Raw genomic sequence first — 17,101 nt, forward strand, 5'->3', positions numbered from 1 at the left:
GGCTCTTAAAAAATATTTTGTTTATCCTAATGAGGTACCATACCATGTATAGCCTGTAGCATAGGCTCTGTAGAATAGCACTGCGGGTCGTAGTCTTTTTTAGCTGTTTGCGGCGTTAAAATAGCTTTAGACGTATCTGCCACTAAAGATTCGTTTACCGTAAAATACTTAAAGAATTCAGTCCCTTTAGCTGTAAACTTTTTACCGAAGTACTCAAACTCAAATGACTTTATTTCCATTGGCTCTTGTTGTTTATTATCTCCAAAATCAAGCCTGAAACTGGCAGGATGCAGCTCATCACTAAGGTTAAATACTATTTTTTGTGGACTGTCACTACCTTTTACATTTATAATTTTACTTTGCTCCTGTGTATATCCTTCACCTGGAATTTCACTGTAAAAAACCTGAAAATTATCCTCTTTTTTTACAACCATTTCAAGCACAATCCTTACATTGGTTATCTCTTCTATAATAGCGCTTTCGTGCTTCGTTTCCGTCTTTTCCTGCTTACAGCCAACCAAAAAAGCAGCACAGACAAATGCTACAAGTACATGATTAAGTTTCATTTATATTCTTCCGTTTAAAAGTTTAAGGTGCACAAATGTAATTATATTTCAATAATTACGGAATACCTATCAACCCTTCATACATAAAATTAATTTTATCGTTATCCTCACCAATAGCTATTTTACAATAACATTCTTATCTGTGGTGACAAGATAATCTGAACCATCAGATTTATTTTTAATGTAAATCCCTACTTTATAATTTGCTTTAGGTAAATCCTGTAGAGGTAAATGACACAAAAAACCTGAGTTATCTAAATTATACGGCGATGCCATAAATACAGTTACATCGTTCCTCATTACCTGTTGTGTTTTAAGTTTTATGCCTCTTACGGGATCCATCAGTATAATACTTACCTGAAAATTTGTAGCATCGTGTCCTTTAACAAAAGCCCACCCACTTGCTTTTAACTCTTTGCCATCGTCTATAAATTCATCAAAATTGTAAGTTATACCTGATTCCTTTTTTTTCAGGTCTTCCAGTTTGGTAGATGATATTTCCTCAATACGCCCGTCATTTAAAACGTAATAATGAGTCCAAGCATCATAACCTTCAAAATTTTCCGCCAAGGAAAAATATTTATTTAGAAATTCTTTGTTATTTTCTGAAACATTAAATGGTCTTACGTGGGCATCGGCATACCAAAAAGGTTTTATTTTTGTAGAATCTGCCGCCATAGCTTCTATAAAATTATCTAAAGTAGTTTCCTGTAAATTTGTTTTTAATTCTTTATTATCAAGATAAAAATCAAACATTCCTTTGAGCGAAGTATATACTGTTGAATGATCTTTATTATTTTTTTCAATAAACTGAGAAACTTCCCTGTATTGAGATTTAAACTTAGAAGTGTAGTATTTTTTAATGATAACTATATTTACACATATGAGCAGAGTTAATACTGAGAGTACTCCGTTTCTTAGAAACTTTATATTAATATTACTGATGCTTATAGCTACCACAATAATAAAAACCGGAACAATGCTTATAAAATATCTACTTATTAGCAATGATGGTCCGATATAAGATTTGATTAGCATTATCAATACAAAAATTACAAACCAAGATGAAAGTAATATTGCACTAAAAACATCCTGATCTTTTATAATCTTTGTCTTATCTAATATCTCCTGTCCTTTTCTAAATAAAAACACAAAATAATAGATAATTAACAATAAAATAACGAAATACTCTAACTCAAATCCTCCAAATATTTCACAGAAAATATTTTTTAAGGAATCTTGTTGTGGCGGGCCAATCCAGAAAGATTTTACCGAAAACATTTTCTTTAATATTCTATAATTTGGCAAAAAGAAAGCTACTGATATAACACCAGCTATTAATCCATATCGGGATATTTTTTTTCTTTCAATATTTGCTGAATACATATATATAACAACTAATACCACATATTGAGAGAAGAAATTTATTGCCCCAAAAAAACTAAGGTTGAGTAATAAAATACCCGAAATAGCATACCACATGGTCGTCTTAAAATCTGGCTTCTTAATAAAAATACTAAGCCTGTAAAAACTGAACAAAGTTGCTAACAAGTACAAATTGTAAGACCGGGCTTCCTGAGAATAATGGATGCCAAACTCATTTATTGCTAAAAGTAAAGCTGCTATAATACCTGCCTGCTTATTATATATTTCCTTTACCAGTAAATAAATAACATATATTGCCAAAACACCCGCTATAGCAGAGGGTATCCTTGCTACTGCTGCAGAATAACCTGCTACAGTATAAAATGCCCGTAAAAAGAAGTAATACAGATATGGAAAACCCTCTGTAGTTTCAATCGCATTTAAAAACTCTTTAGTATTCAGTGATGGATCCGTTATATTTAATGTAAATATTTCATCCATCCATAAACTTTGGTAATCAAGCCTAAAAAATCTTAGAAAGCTCGCCAAGATTATTATAGCTGGTAATAGCAGTTTGTCAATTTTTTTTTTCATAATTAAAGATTGCAGACCTACATTAAATCATGTAGGATAAATATAATTTATCAATATACTCTAAAGGAGAGGGCCGGGTTTGTTAATCATAGCTTTGATAGTTGGTATAGTTCTTTAAAAATTTTAAACGCGCTTTTCCAGCTTAGTTTAGATCCGTCTACATCTGTCCATTCAAGTAATGGAAATTCTTGCCCTTTCTTAAGCAGGTCCTTGTTTTTTAGCCTCAGGAAAATTTCCATATCAAACAGCCACGAGGTCATAAACGGTTTTTCAAAAGCTTCTCGCGCTATGCTAACCGGAAAAATTTTGGCACCGCACTGGGTATCATAAATTCCCAAATCAAGCTTAAAGTTTGCTATGGTAATTATTATTCGCCCTATGTAATGCCTGTAGTTTTTTCTGTTTATATGGTAGTTTAAAAGCTGTACCCTGGATCCCAGTATAAACGTTTCAGGGTGTACGTTTACATGAGCTAACATCCTGTTAATTTCGCTAACCGGGGTAGAAAAATCGGCATCAAAATACCCTAGGTGGGTATAATCCCCTTTTTCAAGAATTTGGTTAGCTGCCCTAAAAATCGTGTTGGCTTTACCGGTGTTTTCTTCAAAATTAATAACAAAACACCTCGGCAGCTTTTCTGCAAAAGTGTTAATCAGTTGAAGGGTTTTATCTGTACTACCATCATTACACAGATAAATATCTGCATCGGCAGAACCATGCAACTCCTGAATTTTATTAAAGTTAAGTCGTAACTCTTCGTTATAACACGGTATTATTATGGCTGTGTTTGGCATTCTCAGAGCATTTTTTTAAACTGCTTACCCAGTCTGGTACAAACAACCCGAAGGTTTGTTTAATCTTGCTCTTATCAAGTACACTATAAGCAGGCCTTTTGGCCGGTGTGGGATAATCAGCAGAGGGGATAGGCTGTAAATTTATTAAAACATTATTCAATTCAAATATACCGGCAGCAAAACCGTACCATGTGGTTTCGCCTTCATTGCTGTAATGATAAATACCATATGCTTTATTATCATGTTCTATGATATGTAATAAAGCTTCGGCAAGGTCATTAGCATTTGTAGGTGTACCCTCCTGGTCATTTACAACACTGAGGCTGGTGCGGTCTGCCGCTAACCTCAGCATGGTTTTCATAAAATTATTTGCAAATTCTGAATATACCCACGCCGTACGAATTATATAGTACTGGTAACATACCTGGGCAATGGCTTTCTCTCCTTCCAGTTTTGTTTTTCCGTATACAGAAGTCGGGTTGGGTTCATCTTCTTCGGTATAAGGCTTTTTGCCTTCTCCGTTAAAAACAAAATCTGTACTTATATGGATAAGTGTAGCATTATAGTCATTACAAGCTTCTGCCAGGTTTTTAGCACCCGTTACATTAATATCATAAGCCTTTTCAGGCTCGCTTTCCGCTTTATCTACAGCAGTATAAGCGGCTGTATTAATACAGTACTGAGGCTTAATGGCTTTAAAAACGGCATCAATGCTTTCCTTATTTGTAATATCGGTTTCGGCCGAACCAAAGAAATGAAACTGAAGTCCCGCATGCGCAGGGGCCGCTTTCTGGAGCGCCTGGCCCAGTTGTCCGCCCGCCCCGGTTACTATTATGTTTATAGGTAAATGCTGCATGCTTCTATTTCAAACCTCTTTTTATAAGTTGCCTCCTGTAATAGTTCCTGAAAGTGATAACAATGCTATAAATAAAAAGTATAAACAATGGCAATATTACCTTCATCTTACCTAATATACTTCCTGTAACATTTATATTATTTACAGTTGCAACCTCTTTTATAACACTTTGATAATTAATCTGCTTAATCCGGTTCTTACCCTGCTCTGTAAGCAGTCCATTCTTGATATTAAATAAATCACTAAGGTTAGTATTATCATTATAATATAGTAGGCTTGGGTTTGCTTTTCTGGCATCTTTACCAAAACCTTCAACAACTTTATCAATCTGAACAATCATACTGTCGTTTTGTTGAATTTTTGCATTCAAGGTACTAATACTCTGCTCCTGTATCTTCTTTAAGTACGGATTAGCATTCAAAAACTTTAAAAACGGTTTTATAAGCTCCTCTTTACTAGCTTCCCCAGATGTTGTAATCGTAATTACATGGTAATCGTAATTGCGACTGGTAATTTTATCTTCTACGATCTTATCTATCTCCCCGTTTTCAGACATGATTTTAAATATGTCTATATTAATGTTTTTAGGACCATCGCTTTTGTTGATAAACTCGTAGATATCAATTACCGGGTCTATTTCCACCCTCCTTACCACATTCGGTTTTATACCTAATGAAGCTATAAATTGTTTGTCTCCTTTTTTAATCTTAGACTGAAACAAGTCTACCTGCTCATAAAGATAATCTACACTATCAAAATTTGGTAATACATACAGTTTATGGGTATAACTTTTACTACCCGAATCCATATAAGTACCAAGGCCGGCTCCAACAACAAACAGTATTAAAAGAATAACAATGTTACGCTTTATAAAAAGTATAAGATCAAAAAAACGGTCGTTAATACTGCCTATATAGCCCTGCACCTTTTGTTTTACCTGACCCAGGTCTATTTCGGCATTGTAGTTAGCGTTGTTGTTTTCCATTTCGGTATTTTATTGGATATTAAAAATTTGTTCTAGTATTTTTATAGTAATAAGGTAAGTAGGTTTTACACCCGTAGTACCCAGGCCGCCACTGGCAAGCGTGCTGCCTGTTTCAAGCGGATTATCTGATGCGTAGTATGCATAACGCACCTTTACATCAGGATTTATGCTCTTACGTATTTTACTGGCACTCTGTATGGCTTTCTGGTAGTAGGCTCCTTCCATTTCCAGGCCTATAACACCCCAGGTACTTTCATTAAAAAACTTAAGCAGGTCTTTGTTTTGCAGCGATGTACCCAGCACAGTAACCATAGGGCCACTGTATACAGGTATACCCTGCCCCGAAAGCATATCAGCAGTAAGCTCGTTATTAAACGGATAGTTATCACCTGTACCCTCGTTAATGTGTGCCGAAGGTATCATAATATCACCTTTGCCACCTTCCAGGATACCTGCCTTACCCATTATAGAAACCGATTCCACGTTTATAAACGTTTTATCGCCGTTTTCCTTGTATGGTTTTAGCAATTCGTCTATGGTTTCATAGGCCTGCTCGCCAAACGCATAGTCCATAACTATTATTACCGGCTTTGTTTCAGCCACATCCGCCTTAGGGAATGCTGTTTTACCGAAGTCAATTTTAGCCGTGTCAAATATCTGCACGTCTATGTTAGTCCCCGATGTATCGGGCATATAAATCATGCCGTTTTTCAGGGCCACTTCGGTTACTTTATCACGTAGCGGGTCGTTTCCGCTACGGCTCAGTTCTTCATATATATGAAAGTCGTCCTTGTCCTTATACTTGCTCTTAAGCAATGGTGGTGCAAAAACCGAGTTCATTACACTGTGCATGTTAGCACTTATAACGTGTATAGGACGATCCAGCAGGCCATTTTGCTTCAGTACCGACTTAATATTATCGGCCCAAATTTCACCATGTATGTGGTGGCCCAGCCTTTCGCGCAGCATAGGCGAAAAAGTTATGGTACGCTTATGCCCACCCATAGCTTCTTCTATCGCCAACTTACCCAGCCAATAGATTACCCTTAAAAACCTGTCCGGATCAGCCTTAGTGGCAAAGCCGGCGTAGATATCGGTTATCTCTGCAAAGGTACGCCCCAGCACGTTACTTACGTGGCTTATGGCTGTTTCGCGCTCTTCCAGTGTAAGAGGCTCGTCATGCTTTATGGTCTCCTCCAGCTTTACCCAGTCGCGGGTTATTTCGCCGTTATCGTCTATAAGTACGCGGTTTTTTATTTTCTCGGCCTCTATGTATATAAAGGTAAGGTGTGTAAGGATATCGTAAATATCGCTACGCCCGCGGGTAATTTCCACGTTCATCTGTTCCTCGTCTATACGGTAGCAGTTGCGTTTACGCTTAGGCGGTACTATGGCCTTAAAATGGCTTTTGCCATAACCTTCATCGCTGGTAAGGTTTACAAAGCGGCACTGCTCTATACCCACCGGAAGGCGTTCTATAACATACAGCAGGCCGTTTAGCTCTGCTTTTTCTTCGGCTATTGATCCGTATATTTCGGGGCGAAGCTGTAATAATGCCTCGCGCAAGGTTTCGCCACTAACACCCATAGGCTTATAAAAGCCTCGGTTAAACAGGTGGCGGATGGTTATGTACAGGCGTTCTATGGCTGCAGAAGACTCCTGAGCGCGCGAACGTGTAATGTTTTTTATTCCCTGCATAGTGTATATTTTATCGCAAATGTAGGTTTTTTAATTTTAGTTAAATTATTCAACGTGTTAACGAAAAGGCACTTTGGTTAACCTATTTTTGAAACGTGTTAACGAAAACGGAATTTCGTTAACGTATTAGAAAAACGTGTTAACGAAATTCCGTTTTCGTTAACACATTAGAAAATCATAATTTATAGTCATATTGTGTAAATACATCCATAAGTCCATTATTAATAAAATAATTATCTCTGCCTATCTTTATCTTCGTTAACAGATTAGATTCATTGCCAGCGATAGTTTCAAGATATTTTGATGCTGTTTGTCGTGTAATATTTAAATCTTCCTGTAAAAAATCAATTTTCGTATATGGATGTTTAAAAATATTATTTAATAAATCTTGGCTGTAAATTTTTGGATAATTACCTCTTATTGTATTTTTATAAAACAACATAACATTCTTTATTTCCTTTATCAAGGAAGAGCTTTGCTTTGACACACTTATTACGGAATCTAGCATATACAATATCCACTCTTCCCAACTACCTGTATCTCTTACATATTGCAAAAGCCTATAATATTCAGCCTTATTTTGTATGATATATCTACTGAGATATAGTGTAGGAAAATCTAAAAGTTCTTTAGAAATTAAAAATAATATATTGATTATACGACCCAAACGGCCATTACCATCATAAAATGGATGTATACTTTCAAATTGATGATGTATTACGGCCATCTTTACTAAAAAATCATTATCATCTAATGAATCATCATTCATATATTCGATAAGATTTGACATATAATACTGGATATCATCCAATCTTTGAGGTGGAGTATAAACAATTTCACCTGTTTTGTCATTCTTTAAATCAGTACCGGGAACTCTTCTATATCCTGCATTGTTTTGTTCAAGGATACTGTGGATGGAAAGAATGATAGAATTTGTTACCAACCTGTCTTTACTCACTTGCTCAAATCCTGCTTTTAAAGCCAAAGAATAACGTTGCACTTCCTTTGCCGCTATATTTTTTACAAGATGTAAATCTAGCTCCGCTTTAAATAATTCATCGTGTGTTGTAATGATATTCTCAACAGCAGAACTGTCTTTAGCTTCCTGGAGCGCTAATGTGTTTAATAGAATACCAACGTTGGGTACAGTAGCATGAACTCCTTTAAGTTCAGCTAATGCAGCCCGTGCTTCGGCTACCTTTTTCAATACTTTCTTTGACTCTATTTCTATCTTCAAAGGAAGTTCTGGTATTTTATAATTCTCTTTCATAAACATATTACTTAAAATAATCAGCAATCTTCCTATCGTTACTCAACCTCGGCAGTTTGTTTTGCCCACCCAGTTTGCCTATGCTTTTCATATACTCCTGGAAGCCGTTTTTAGCTACTTTGGTAATAATCAAGGTACGCAGTACCTTACCCACAATAAGGTCGTCATAGTACACATTCTGCTTACGCATGGCGGCATCTATCTTCAGGGCAAAGGCATCCATATCCTTCGGTTCGTTTTCAAACTCTATCAGCCACTCATGGTACGGTAGTCCGCTTTCGGGTGTTATCTGCGGGGCTACGGTAAACTCATTAATGCGCACCTCAGTGCCTTCCATTGCCTGTTCAAGCGCTGTTTCTACCTCCTTGCCTATTACGTGCTCACCAAAAGCAGAGATATAGTGCTTAACCCTACCCGTAACCACCACCCTATAAGGTGCAATCGACGTAAACGCCACTGTATCGCCTATGTTGTATGCCCATAGCCCGGCATTGGTACTCAGTATAAGCACATAGTTTACACTCAGCTCCACCTCTCCTATGGTATAGCGGCGGGGGTTTTGGGTAAAAAACTCATCTGCCTTTATAAACTCGTAAAAAATACCAGAGTTCAGCAAAAGCAGCATCCCCTTTTCGGTTTGGCTGTCCTGGTAGGCAAAAAAACCCTCACTCGCAGGGAACAGTTCTATACTGTCTACCATACGGCCTATGAGCTTTTCAAATTTGGCACGATACGGTTCGTAATTTACCCCGCCATAAATAAACAGGTTGAAGTTCTTGAATATCTCGCCCACAGGTTTCCCTGCCTTTTGGTGCAGCTTTTCAAAATACATTTGCACCCAGCTGGGTATACCCGATATTACGGTCATGTCCTCGTTTATGGTTTCGCCTACAATGGCATCTACCTTGGTTTCCCAATCGTCTATAATGTTGGTTTCCCAACTTGGCATACGGTTCTTTTGCAAATACGCCGGAACATAGTGTGCTACTATACCACTAAGGCGGCCAAACTTCACTCCATGCTTTTCATCAAGCTCAGGGCTACCCTGCAGGAAAATCATTTTACCGTCTACAAAGTCGGCCTTACCCGTTTCGTGCACATAACTAAGTATGGCATTTCGGGCTGCCTGAATGTGAAACGGCATACTCTCCTTAGTTAGTGGAATGTACTTAGCACCACTGGTTGTACCCGAAGTTTTGGCAAAATACAAAGGTTTACCCGGCCAAAGAATATCGGCCTCACCATGAACCACCTTTTCTACATAATACTTAAGCCCTTCGTAATCACGCACGGGTACTTTAGCAGCATAGTCGGCATAGGTTTGTATAGTATCAAAACCGTGGTCTTTACCAAATTCGGTTTCTTTGGCTTTAGCAAGCAATTCCTTAAACACACGCTCTTGTGTAGCCACAGGATTTGTAGCCCACTTTTGGGTTTGTTTATGAACAATGCCTGCAAATATCTTGGCTCCTAATGTTTTTAATGACATTATTACGGATGTTTTAATCTTTAAATTTTCGTTTCAGGGCTACCTCTGTGGCCACTATCATACTTACTGATAGTACAAGCAATGCTATAAGCCCGGCGGTTTGTTTTACCTCAACATCTACCGGAACAAAATAAGTAAGCGCCGAAAGCACCGCCATAACCAGTCCGCCAAAGCCCATTATCTTACCCGAATACCTTTGGGCAAAATCCCAATGTGCCTGTGATTTCATAGACCTTTTTGTACGATACCCCACTACCCCGTTAATTTCGGAAGGCGGGCTATAATGCATAAACGAACCTACAAAGGCAAACGCAATTCCGGATAAAAACCCGGGAAGTGCAATGTTTTCAAAAAAAGGATTCATTAGTCAAAATGTATAAACTGGGTTGGGTTTATTGGGTAGCCGTCTTTCCACAGTTCAAAGTGCACCTCGGCTGTACCCGACTTACCGTCGAAGCCTGCCTGCGCCAACACTTCGCCGCTTTTTACCACATCGCCCTGTACTTTGTTCAGTACTGCCAGGCGTTTGTATACCGATATAATACCATCGTTATGGCGCACCACCAGTACGTTTCCGTTAGTAGGAGTCCAGTCCGCCAGCACTACGGTACCTGCTGCTATGCTTTTTACAGGAGTATTATTTGCCACCGCTATTTCTACCGAAAGATGTTTTTTTGCTGCGTTGTATGGCGCAGTAATACTACCATGCACGGGCGCAAACAACACCTGGTTTACGCGTGGCGTAGCTTTTTCAAACAGGTTATATTTGTCCTCCAGGGCTACCTGTTCACGCAGCTTTTGGTCGGCATCGTTTGGTTTCATTTTCTCAGGGTCAAGTTCCTGCTGCCCCGCCGGCACTATACTGTCGCGACTAAGTTTACTATGTTCCAAGTCACCGGTAAGCACTTTTTTTATAGAGGCCAGATAAGCTTTTTCCTCCTCCAATACTTTTATAAGCGAGTCTGATTGTATAGCATTTTCGGTAGCCTGGCGCTTTAGTTTAGTACTTGCATAACCGGGAATATACTCTCGCAGTGGGGTAAAGGCTATAATGTATGTGGTAAGCGCTATCATAACAATACTTACCGTAGTAAGCCCCACAAACACATTCATGAGGTTCAGCCTGAGCGAAAATATTTCCTCAAAACTATCTTCGTTCAGTATTACCAAACGGTTTTTGGTAAACAGTTTTTTTCTTATTATTTGCTTCCTAAGCCTTTTTGCCGACATAATTACGGTTTAATTCACAAATATACTTAAGTCTGCCTTATTTTACCGTTGCCGCTAAAAGAAACGGATGGCTAAAAATTATGGCTTTCCTAAAATTTGCTTATTTAACGCAAACCAAATACAAATAATTGTCGTAAATACATGAACGAATATATTTTATAGTTAACTTTGTACGATAATTAAATTTATTTTTTAGAATCATGGGAAAATTAGGTGGAACCGAATGGTTATTGATAATAGTAGTAGTAGTACTATTGTTCGGTGGTAAAAAAATACCTGAACTAATGAAAGGACTTGGCACAGGCATAAAAGAATTTAAAAATGCTGCTAAGGAAGACGACCATACCACTGCGCCTAAAAAAGCACAGGCTCAGGACGAAAATAAACTGTAATTAAACAGTACATATACAAAAAACCCTCTCTTAAAACTTTTAAGAGAGGGTTTTTATGTTAATCAGGATTTATTAAACCGCAGGGTCTACAGATCCTATTTCGTTGATTCCGCTTCCGTCATTTGCGTAAACGTACTTAATGCTTTTGTCAAAGGCAAGGATAGGATAGAAAATATATCCTGCAAAAAGCAGCCCTATTGTAAAACCTTCAGATTTACCGAATGCTTTTGATAATAGGTTTGTAGCCCAGATAGCAAAAATGATATTCACACCCGGAATCATCAGCCATAATAACCAAATGCCCGGTTTCTTAATAATTTCCAGCATTACAAGCACGCTGTAAATAGGTACTAAACATGCCCAACCCGGTTTTCCGGCTTTTGTGAAAATTTTCCATTGGGCAGCAATCATAAGGAATGTAAATCCGAAAACGAAGATTACTAGGAATACTAAAAGTCCTGTCATAATTGTGTAAAGATTAATTGGTTAATAATAAATCCAAGATATAAATATATTTTTAACAAAACCGTTGTACTCTTACTTTTTTATAAACATTTTTCTCTTTATTAAAAAAAAGAAGCTTCGTTACCTACTTAGTATCAGTACTAAAAAAATAATTTACACGTTTTTACACAAAACCAACACCATGAAAAACCTATACTCGTTAATCATCCTACTCATATTTGGCACGGCTGTAGCACAAACCGACAGCCCTAAATACACTCTTACAGCAGGCAAACCAGACATTAAAAAGAAATCCGGACAGCGCTGGCTGCAGATACCCGTTACACTAACCAATACTACTATAGATACTCTTAAATACGCTACCATGACCTGCTCATGGCAGGATTTTTATACTGTAGATAACCCAAGTGTAAAAATTGAAGATGCTGTTTGTGATAAAAACATCAATTACATGATAGCATTACCTCCTAACCAAAGCAAAACCGTTTCATTAAGGCTATATAACACAAACCAACCTGAAAACCAAACGATAACTTTTAGCATAGGCCACAAACTGGTACCACTCGACACACTAAAATTAGGGAAAGTGGTTAGGGATGAAATGCACAAAACGAACCCGGTATGGACACAGCCAATAACCTTTTCATCCTTTAACCATGAAATAGAACCCAAAATAAAAATAAACCCTTGGGATAACATAAATGGATACCGTTTTGCAGTAGGCTATACGAAAGATTTGGAGGCCGAGGCATCATATCTTATAACTTCTTATCCGAAGAAAGACCCGGGGTATGGAGGCTTAGCTATGTTAGTACATTTTGTAGGCATAGGTGCCGAGTATATAAAAGACGGACCCCGCAATGCTTTAGGTGCCAAGCTGTCTTATGAAGCAAGCTTTAGCCTGCTCATAGCACAAATAGGCGCCGACTATCTATACAGCGAAGCAGGTAACCAGGCTCGCATAATGCCTAAAGTAGGACTTTCAGCTTTTGGTTTTGTTACAGTTTACTATGGCTGGAATATAAACACTATAAAAGATAGTGGTTTACAACCCTATAAACATTTGGTATCATTACAAATTAATCTGCTCGATGACTGGTTACGATAACCATAAAAAAAACTCCCGCCGTAGCGGGAGCCTTAACCTTACTTGCTTTCCTTGTACTTCTGATAGAAAAACGTAGGCAGGAAACCAAAATTAAGCAGGGCAAAACCTATAAGCATTAGTATGCTTGCGATAGGCCAGTGCATAATTTTAAACATAAAGCCTGTACTTAGCGTAAAGCTGGCCAGGAAGCCTAATAAATTAACTGTTCGTTTCATGATGATGATATTAAGAGATTGATGAATACGTGTGGTTTTCGCTTTTGTAGCGGTTGTAGAAAAACACGGGCAGGAATACAAAATTCAGCACCAAAAAACCCAGCAGTAACAGTATACTTGCCAAAGGCCAGTGCATAAACTTAAACATAGACCCCGAACTGATAAGGAACGTAGCTATAAACCCGCTTGTGTATATTATTTTGCGGCGCAACTGCGAGCGCTGCAAAGACACTATGTAAAAAGTATGTTGTTGCAGCGCGAAAATACCATACTGCCCGCCAAATTTTTGAAGAGCATTGCGGTAAGCTTCCTCAAAATCAGTATCCTTCCCTTCCTCTATGTGGGTACAAATATGATCCAGCAAATCTTCCCTTAGCTCCTCTTCCCGTACACCGTAGTGTTTCAGGTTTGCCGCTATATATTCTATTTGCGATTCAGACAATATCATGACTTGGTTGTTTTTGGTTGAATATTACAGATAGCGTTACTATAAAATCATTGATTTCGTTGCTTACGGTTTCAGCCTGTTTTTTGCCATTACCCGTTACACTGTAGTACTTGCGTACGCGCTTGCCTATGTACACCTTTTCGGTTTCCAGTATGCCCTCAGCCTCCAGTTTGTGGAGTATGGGGTAAAGGGCGCCTTCAGAGATGTCTATTTTACCCTTGGTGAGTTCTTTTACCTTTTGGGTAATCTCATAGCCATACATCTTTTCGCTATCGCTAAGCAACTTTAAAATGATGGGTTGCAGGGTTCCTTTGGTGAGTTCTTTACTATACATAGGACAAATATACATTTTATTACAATGTATTTACAAAAAATGGTAATTATTTTTTCGGGGGCAATGTGTGTAAACAACAAAACCCCAGTAAATACTGAGGTTTTGGTATGAAAATGATTTTTTTATAATGTTAGAAGACACACCCCTAACCCCTCTCGAAGAGGGAATAGCTTCACTCAAACCCATAAAAGCACGGTCAATTACATTATGAGTGCAGCTTCCAACAACTAACAACCGGCAACCAACAACTACAAAATCATCGTCAGCGCAACGCGTTTTCGACTTTCGTCTATTTCGGTGACTTTAACGGTAACGTGCTGGTGCAGCTTTACCACTTCGTTTACATCGCTTACAAAGCCTTCCTTTAGTTGCGATATGTGTACCAGTCCGCTCTCTTTAATTCCTATATCAACAAAGCACCCAAAGTTGGTAATGTTGTTTACAATACCCGGCAGTACCATACCGGTACGCAGGTCGGACATGGTTTTTACGTTCGGGTCAAACTCAAACATCTTGGCGGCTTTACGCGGGTCAAGCCCCGGTTTTTCCAGCTCTTTTAAAATATCCTGAAGCGTAAGCTTCCCTATTTCCGGGGTTACATACGCGTCTATGTTTATCTTTTTAATTGCTTCCTTGTTGCTTACAAGGTCGGCGGTTTTAAGTTTCAGGTCCTTAGCCATTTTTTCTACAATGGTATACGCCTCAGGGTGCACCGCACTGTTATCCAGCGGGTTCTTAGCATTAGGAATGCGGACAAACGCCGCCGCCTGCTGGTAGGCCTTCTCCCCCAGCCTTGCTACTTTTTTAAGTTGCTTGCGGTCTTCAAACGGACCATTTTCGCTACGGTAGTTTACAATGTTCTCGGCAAGCTTCTCTCCTATGCCACTCACGTAGCCCAGGAGCGATTTACTCGCTGTATTAAGGTTTACCCCTACCGAGTTTACACAACGCATTACCACGGTGTCCAGTTCGTCTTTTAAAAGGCTTTGGTCCACATCGTGTTGGTACTGCCCCACGCCTATGGCTTTGGGTTCTATTTTAACCAGCTCTGCAAGCGGATCGCTAAGGCGGCGCCCAATGGAAACCGCTCCCCTAACGGTAACATCGTATTTCGGGAATTCATCGCGCGCTATTTTAGATGCCGAGTATACCGAAGCACCTGCCTCGCTTACCACAAACACCTGTACCGGTTTATCCCACGCTATTTTCTTTATGAAATGTTCTGTTTCGCGGCTGGCGGTACCGTTACCTATAGAAATCGCGTCGATTTTATACGCGTTAACCATAGAACGGATTTTTTTCATGGCAATCGCCGTTTCGTTTTGTGGCGCGTGCGGAAAAATGGTTTCGTTGTACAACAGGTCGCCCTGCTCGTCCAGGCACACAATTTTACAGCCCGTACGGTACCCGGGGTCTATAGCAAGAATACGTTTTTGACCCAACGGCGGGGCAAGCAACAACTGTTGCAGGTTGGCTGCAAACACTTGTATGGCTACAGTGTCGGCTTTGGCTTTAGCCTCGCTTAGTACCTCGTTGCTAATGGCAGGAGCCAACAGGCGTTTGTAACTGTCGTCAATAGCTTTTTTTAGTTGGGTTGCGGTTTCGCGTTTGTTCTTAATGATGGCCTGCTCCATAAAGTCAATCGCCTCATCCCTATCGTCTATGTCTACACTGAACTTAATTACGCCCTCGTTCTCCGCGCGAAGCATTGCCAAAAGGCGGTGCGACGGTGCTTTGGTAAGGTTCTCGCTCCAGTCCAGGTATTGCTCAAATTTCTTGGCTTTCTCCGGGTCGGCACCCTTAGCTATTTTGGTGGTAATGGCCGCTTTGCGGCCGAAAACGCGGCGCAGGTTTTTACGGATGTACACATTTTCGTTAATCCACTCGGCTATAATATCGCGAGCGCCCTGCAGTGCCTCGTCTTCGTTGGCTACTTTATCGTTCAGGTACTTTGCCGCAAGGAAATCCATATCATCTGCATTCTGGCTCATGATGATTTTGGCAAGCGGTTCCAACCCTTTTTCGCGGGCGGTATCGGCACGGGTTTTCTTCTTCTTTTTGTACGGCAGGTACAGGTCTTCCAGCTCGGTCAGGTCGAAGCTCTGGTTAATCTTGGCACCCAGTTCAGGCGATAGGGCATTTTGCTCCTGTATGCTTTTTATAATGGCATCCTTACGCTTTACAATGGCATCGTACGCCTGGCTGTATTTGGCTATGTTTTCTATGATTACCTCATCGAGGTTGCCGGTCATGTCCTTGCGGTAACGGGCTATAAAGGGTATGGTACAGTCTTCTGAAAGGAGTTGCAGCACGGCCTCAATGCCTTTAACCGGGGCGCTTACCAGCCCGGCTATGTATTGTATGTTTGTCATTTTTTGATTGTAATAAGGGATGCAAATATGAAGAAACTTTTGCAGTTTATATATTTTTTTTGAGGTTGGGATTTTTGTATTTTAGTGAGGTAAATAAAATTACCTTATGATTTACTCGCGAGAAGAAATTTTCAAATTTACAGGACAATTTGATAAAACAGTAACAGTAAGTTTCAAATACAATTCTGTTTCCCAAACTAAATTATGATGAATATATCACTGGTCATTTTTATTATACCCCGAACGAAAGGATAGAATACCAAAACATTCTTAAAGATGAAAACTTTAATAAGACTGATGGATTGATAAAATTTTTAGCAAATACTTTTATAAATAAAATTACATTTTGCTAATCAATAAGAAATTTGTTATGGTTATAAAATTTAATTGGTATTGAAAAATGATCCAAATATTCTCTTACTTTCTCTTTTAAATTTTTATCTATTTCTTCAAAAATGTCCTTAACAAGATTTATACGAATAATTCCTTCTGTTATATATTCTTTATTTTCACATGGAAAATTTTCAAAAAAATCCCTCCCGTATTTTTCGATATACTGCATTCCAAAATAGTTGTATTTGAAAAGCCAATTTATCTCAATATTAGAAACGCTCTTCTGCATATTAGCTGGCGAATCTCCTTCACCGTCAATAAAACTAAAAATTATTTTATTCACTTTTTTACAAATTTGATCTGTAAGTTTGATTATTACTCTTGAATCATTACTGTCCGAGTCTATCAAATAACTTAAATGCTTTTTCCCCTCAGCGCATGTAATTACGAAATCTTCTGAATTATATCTTGCCAAATAACGTTGTTTTTCAAAATATTTTGAAAAAATATTTTGAAACGCTTCATATTTTTGAAATTCATAATCATACCCTAAAAAACCATTATTTACCAGTAAATTTAAGATTTCA

Annotated in this window: 18 protein-coding genes; 2 read left to right on the plus strand and 16 right to left on the minus strand. The window is 38.6% G+C overall.

Features of this window, described 5'->3' with window-relative positions:
* Window positions 1–26: 26 nt before the first annotated feature.
* The 10 genes from ACLI1A_RS14050 to ACLI1A_RS14095 form a co-directional block, all read right to left on the minus strand.
* Window positions 27–566: a hypothetical protein gene (locus tag ACLI1A_RS14050; RefSeq protein WP_411409310.1), complete on the minus strand. Its 540-nt coding sequence runs from the start codon at window positions 564–566 to the stop codon at window positions 27–29.
* Between the two features lie 117 nt (window positions 567–683).
* Window positions 684–2,525, minus strand: a complete 1,842-nt coding sequence (locus tag ACLI1A_RS14055; protein ID WP_411409311.1) for a glycosyltransferase family 39 protein — start codon at window positions 2,523–2,525, stop codon at window positions 684–686.
* A gap of 86 nt (window positions 2,526–2,611) precedes the next feature.
* A complete protein-coding gene (locus tag ACLI1A_RS14060; RefSeq protein WP_411409312.1) occupies window positions 2,612–3,319 on the minus strand; it encodes a glycosyltransferase in 708 nt (235 codons plus the stop codon).
* Window positions 3,285–4,175 carry a dTDP-4-dehydrorhamnose reductase gene (rfbD, locus tag ACLI1A_RS14065; RefSeq protein WP_411409313.1) on the minus strand — a complete coding sequence of 297 codons (891 nt, stop codon included), beginning with the start codon at window positions 4,173–4,175 and terminating at the stop codon, window positions 3,285–3,287. Before rfbD ends, ACLI1A_RS14060 begins: the two co-directional genes overlap by 35 nt.
* Before the next feature lie 4 nt (window positions 4,176–4,179).
* Complete coding sequence (locus tag ACLI1A_RS14070) at window positions 4,180–5,160, minus strand: hypothetical protein (protein ID WP_411409314.1); 981 nt, start codon at window positions 5,158–5,160, stop codon at window positions 4,180–4,182.
* Between the two features lie 9 nt (window positions 5,161–5,169).
* A complete protein-coding gene (locus tag ACLI1A_RS14075; protein ID WP_411409315.1) occupies window positions 5,170–6,858 on the minus strand; it encodes a DUF6909 family protein in 1,689 nt (562 codons plus the stop codon).
* Between the two features lie 175 nt (window positions 6,859–7,033).
* The gene (locus tag ACLI1A_RS14080) at window positions 7,034–8,128 is read right to left on the minus strand and encodes a Fic family protein (protein WP_411409316.1); all 1,095 of its coding nucleotides are present in this window, start codon (window positions 8,126–8,128) and stop codon (window positions 7,034–7,036) included.
* Between the two features lie 7 nt (window positions 8,129–8,135).
* Window positions 8,136–9,617: a GH3 auxin-responsive promoter family protein gene (locus ACLI1A_RS14085; protein ID WP_411409317.1), complete on the minus strand. Its 1,482-nt coding sequence runs from the start codon at window positions 9,615–9,617 to the stop codon at window positions 8,136–8,138.
* A gap of 13 nt (window positions 9,618–9,630) precedes the next feature.
* On the minus strand, window positions 9,631–9,981 hold the full coding sequence (locus ACLI1A_RS14090; protein ID WP_411409318.1) for an SdpI family protein: 351 nt from the start codon (window positions 9,979–9,981) through the stop codon (window positions 9,631–9,633).
* Window positions 9,981–10,847, minus strand: a complete 867-nt coding sequence (locus ACLI1A_RS14095) for a murein hydrolase activator EnvC family protein (protein WP_411409319.1) — start codon at window positions 10,845–10,847, stop codon at window positions 9,981–9,983. Before ACLI1A_RS14095 ends, ACLI1A_RS14090 begins: the two co-directional genes overlap by 1 nt.
* Before the next feature lie 200 nt (window positions 10,848–11,047).
* On the opposite strand from ACLI1A_RS14095, the gene ACLI1A_RS14100 reads away from it, so the two are divergent.
* Entirely contained in the window at window positions 11,048–11,239 is a 192-nt protein-coding gene (locus ACLI1A_RS14100) for a twin-arginine translocase TatA/TatE family subunit (RefSeq protein WP_411409320.1), read from the plus strand.
* Between the two features lie 72 nt (window positions 11,240–11,311).
* On the opposite strand, the gene ACLI1A_RS14105 is transcribed toward ACLI1A_RS14100, so the two are convergent.
* Complete coding sequence (locus tag ACLI1A_RS14105) at window positions 11,312–11,704, minus strand: DUF5684 domain-containing protein (RefSeq protein WP_411409321.1); 393 nt, start codon at window positions 11,702–11,704, stop codon at window positions 11,312–11,314.
* Between the two features lie 181 nt (window positions 11,705–11,885).
* On the opposite strand from ACLI1A_RS14105, the gene ACLI1A_RS14110 reads away from it, so the two are divergent.
* Window positions 11,886–12,812, plus strand: a complete 927-nt coding sequence (locus ACLI1A_RS14110; protein WP_411409322.1) for a hypothetical protein — start codon at window positions 11,886–11,888, stop codon at window positions 12,810–12,812.
* A gap of 38 nt (window positions 12,813–12,850) precedes the next feature.
* Here ACLI1A_RS14110 and ACLI1A_RS14115 read toward each other — a convergent pair whose 3' ends face one another.
* The 5 genes from ACLI1A_RS14115 to ACLI1A_RS14135 form a co-directional block, all read right to left on the minus strand.
* Entirely contained in the window at window positions 12,851–13,027 is a 177-nt protein-coding gene (locus tag ACLI1A_RS14115; protein WP_411409323.1) for a GldL-related protein, read from the minus strand.
* Window positions 13,028–13,037: 10 nt separating this feature from the next.
* Window positions 13,038–13,475 carry a GldL-related protein gene (locus tag ACLI1A_RS14120; protein ID WP_411409324.1) on the minus strand — a complete coding sequence of 146 codons (438 nt, stop codon included), beginning with the start codon at window positions 13,473–13,475 and terminating at the stop codon, window positions 13,038–13,040.
* A complete protein-coding gene (locus ACLI1A_RS14125) occupies window positions 13,462–13,809 on the minus strand; it encodes a PadR family transcriptional regulator (RefSeq protein ID WP_411409325.1) in 348 nt (115 codons plus the stop codon). Before ACLI1A_RS14125 ends, ACLI1A_RS14120 begins: the two co-directional genes overlap by 14 nt.
* Window positions 13,810–14,057: 248 nt before the next feature.
* Window positions 14,058–16,181, minus strand: a complete 2,124-nt coding sequence (locus tag ACLI1A_RS14130) for a Tex family protein (protein WP_411409326.1) — start codon at window positions 16,179–16,181, stop codon at window positions 14,058–14,060.
* Between the two features lie 349 nt (window positions 16,182–16,530).
* On the minus strand, window positions 16,531–17,101 hold a 571-nt coding region (locus ACLI1A_RS14135; protein WP_411409327.1), incomplete at its 5' end, for a hypothetical protein.

The organism is Flavobacterium sp. RHBU_3 (assembly GCF_046613565.1).
Classification (GTDB): Bacteria; Bacteroidota; Bacteroidia; order Flavobacteriales; family Flavobacteriaceae; genus Flavobacterium.

Bases quoted from the DNA above. Each gene is read 5' to 3' on its own strand.
- ACLI1A_RS14050 (WP_411409310.1), bottom strand. From the start codon at position 566: ATGAAACTTAATCATGTACTTGTAGCATTTGTCTGTGCTGCTTTTTTG.
- ACLI1A_RS14055 (WP_411409311.1), bottom strand. From the start codon at position 2,525: ATGAAAAAAAAAATTGACAAACTGCTATTACCAGCTATAATAATCTTG.
- ACLI1A_RS14060 (WP_411409312.1), bottom strand. From the start codon at position 3,319: ATGCCAAACACAGCCATAATAATACCGTGTTATAACGAAGAGTTACGA.
- rfbD (WP_411409313.1), bottom strand. From the start codon at position 4,175: ATGCAGCATTTACCTATAAACATAATAGTAACCGGGGCGGGCGGACAA.
- ACLI1A_RS14070 (WP_411409314.1), bottom strand. From the start codon at position 5,160: ATGGAAAACAACAACGCTAACTACAATGCCGAAATAGACCTGGGTCAG.
- ACLI1A_RS14075 (WP_411409315.1), bottom strand. From the start codon at position 6,858: ATGCAGGGAATAAAAAACATTACACGTTCGCGCGCTCAGGAGTCTTCT.
- ACLI1A_RS14080 (WP_411409316.1), bottom strand. From the start codon at position 8,128: ATGAAAGAGAATTATAAAATACCAGAACTTCCTTTGAAGATAGAAATA.
- ACLI1A_RS14085 (WP_411409317.1), bottom strand. From the start codon at position 9,617: ATGTCATTAAAAACATTAGGAGCCAAGATATTTGCAGGCATTGTTCAT.
- ACLI1A_RS14090 (WP_411409318.1), bottom strand. From the start codon at position 9,981: ATGAATCCTTTTTTTGAAAACATTGCACTTCCCGGGTTTTTATCCGGA.
- ACLI1A_RS14095 (WP_411409319.1), bottom strand. From the start codon at position 10,847: ATGTCGGCAAAAAGGCTTAGGAAGCAAATAATAAGAAAAAAACTGTTT.
- ACLI1A_RS14100 (WP_411409320.1), top strand. From the start codon at position 11,048: ATGGGAAAATTAGGTGGAACCGAATGGTTATTGATAATAGTAGTAGTA.
- ACLI1A_RS14105 (WP_411409321.1), bottom strand. From the start codon at position 11,704: ATGACAGGACTTTTAGTATTCCTAGTAATCTTCGTTTTCGGATTTACA.
- ACLI1A_RS14110 (WP_411409322.1), top strand. From the start codon at position 11,886: ATGAAAAACCTATACTCGTTAATCATCCTACTCATATTTGGCACGGCT.
- ACLI1A_RS14115 (WP_411409323.1), bottom strand. From the start codon at position 13,027: ATGAAACGAACAGTTAATTTATTAGGCTTCCTGGCCAGCTTTACGCTA.
- ACLI1A_RS14120 (WP_411409324.1), bottom strand. From the start codon at position 13,475: ATGATATTGTCTGAATCGCAAATAGAATATATAGCGGCAAACCTGAAA.
- ACLI1A_RS14125 (WP_411409325.1), bottom strand. From the start codon at position 13,809: ATGTATAGTAAAGAACTCACCAAAGGAACCCTGCAACCCATCATTTTA.
- ACLI1A_RS14130 (WP_411409326.1), bottom strand. From the start codon at position 16,181: ATGACAAACATACAATACATAGCCGGGCTGGTAAGCGCCCCGGTTAAA.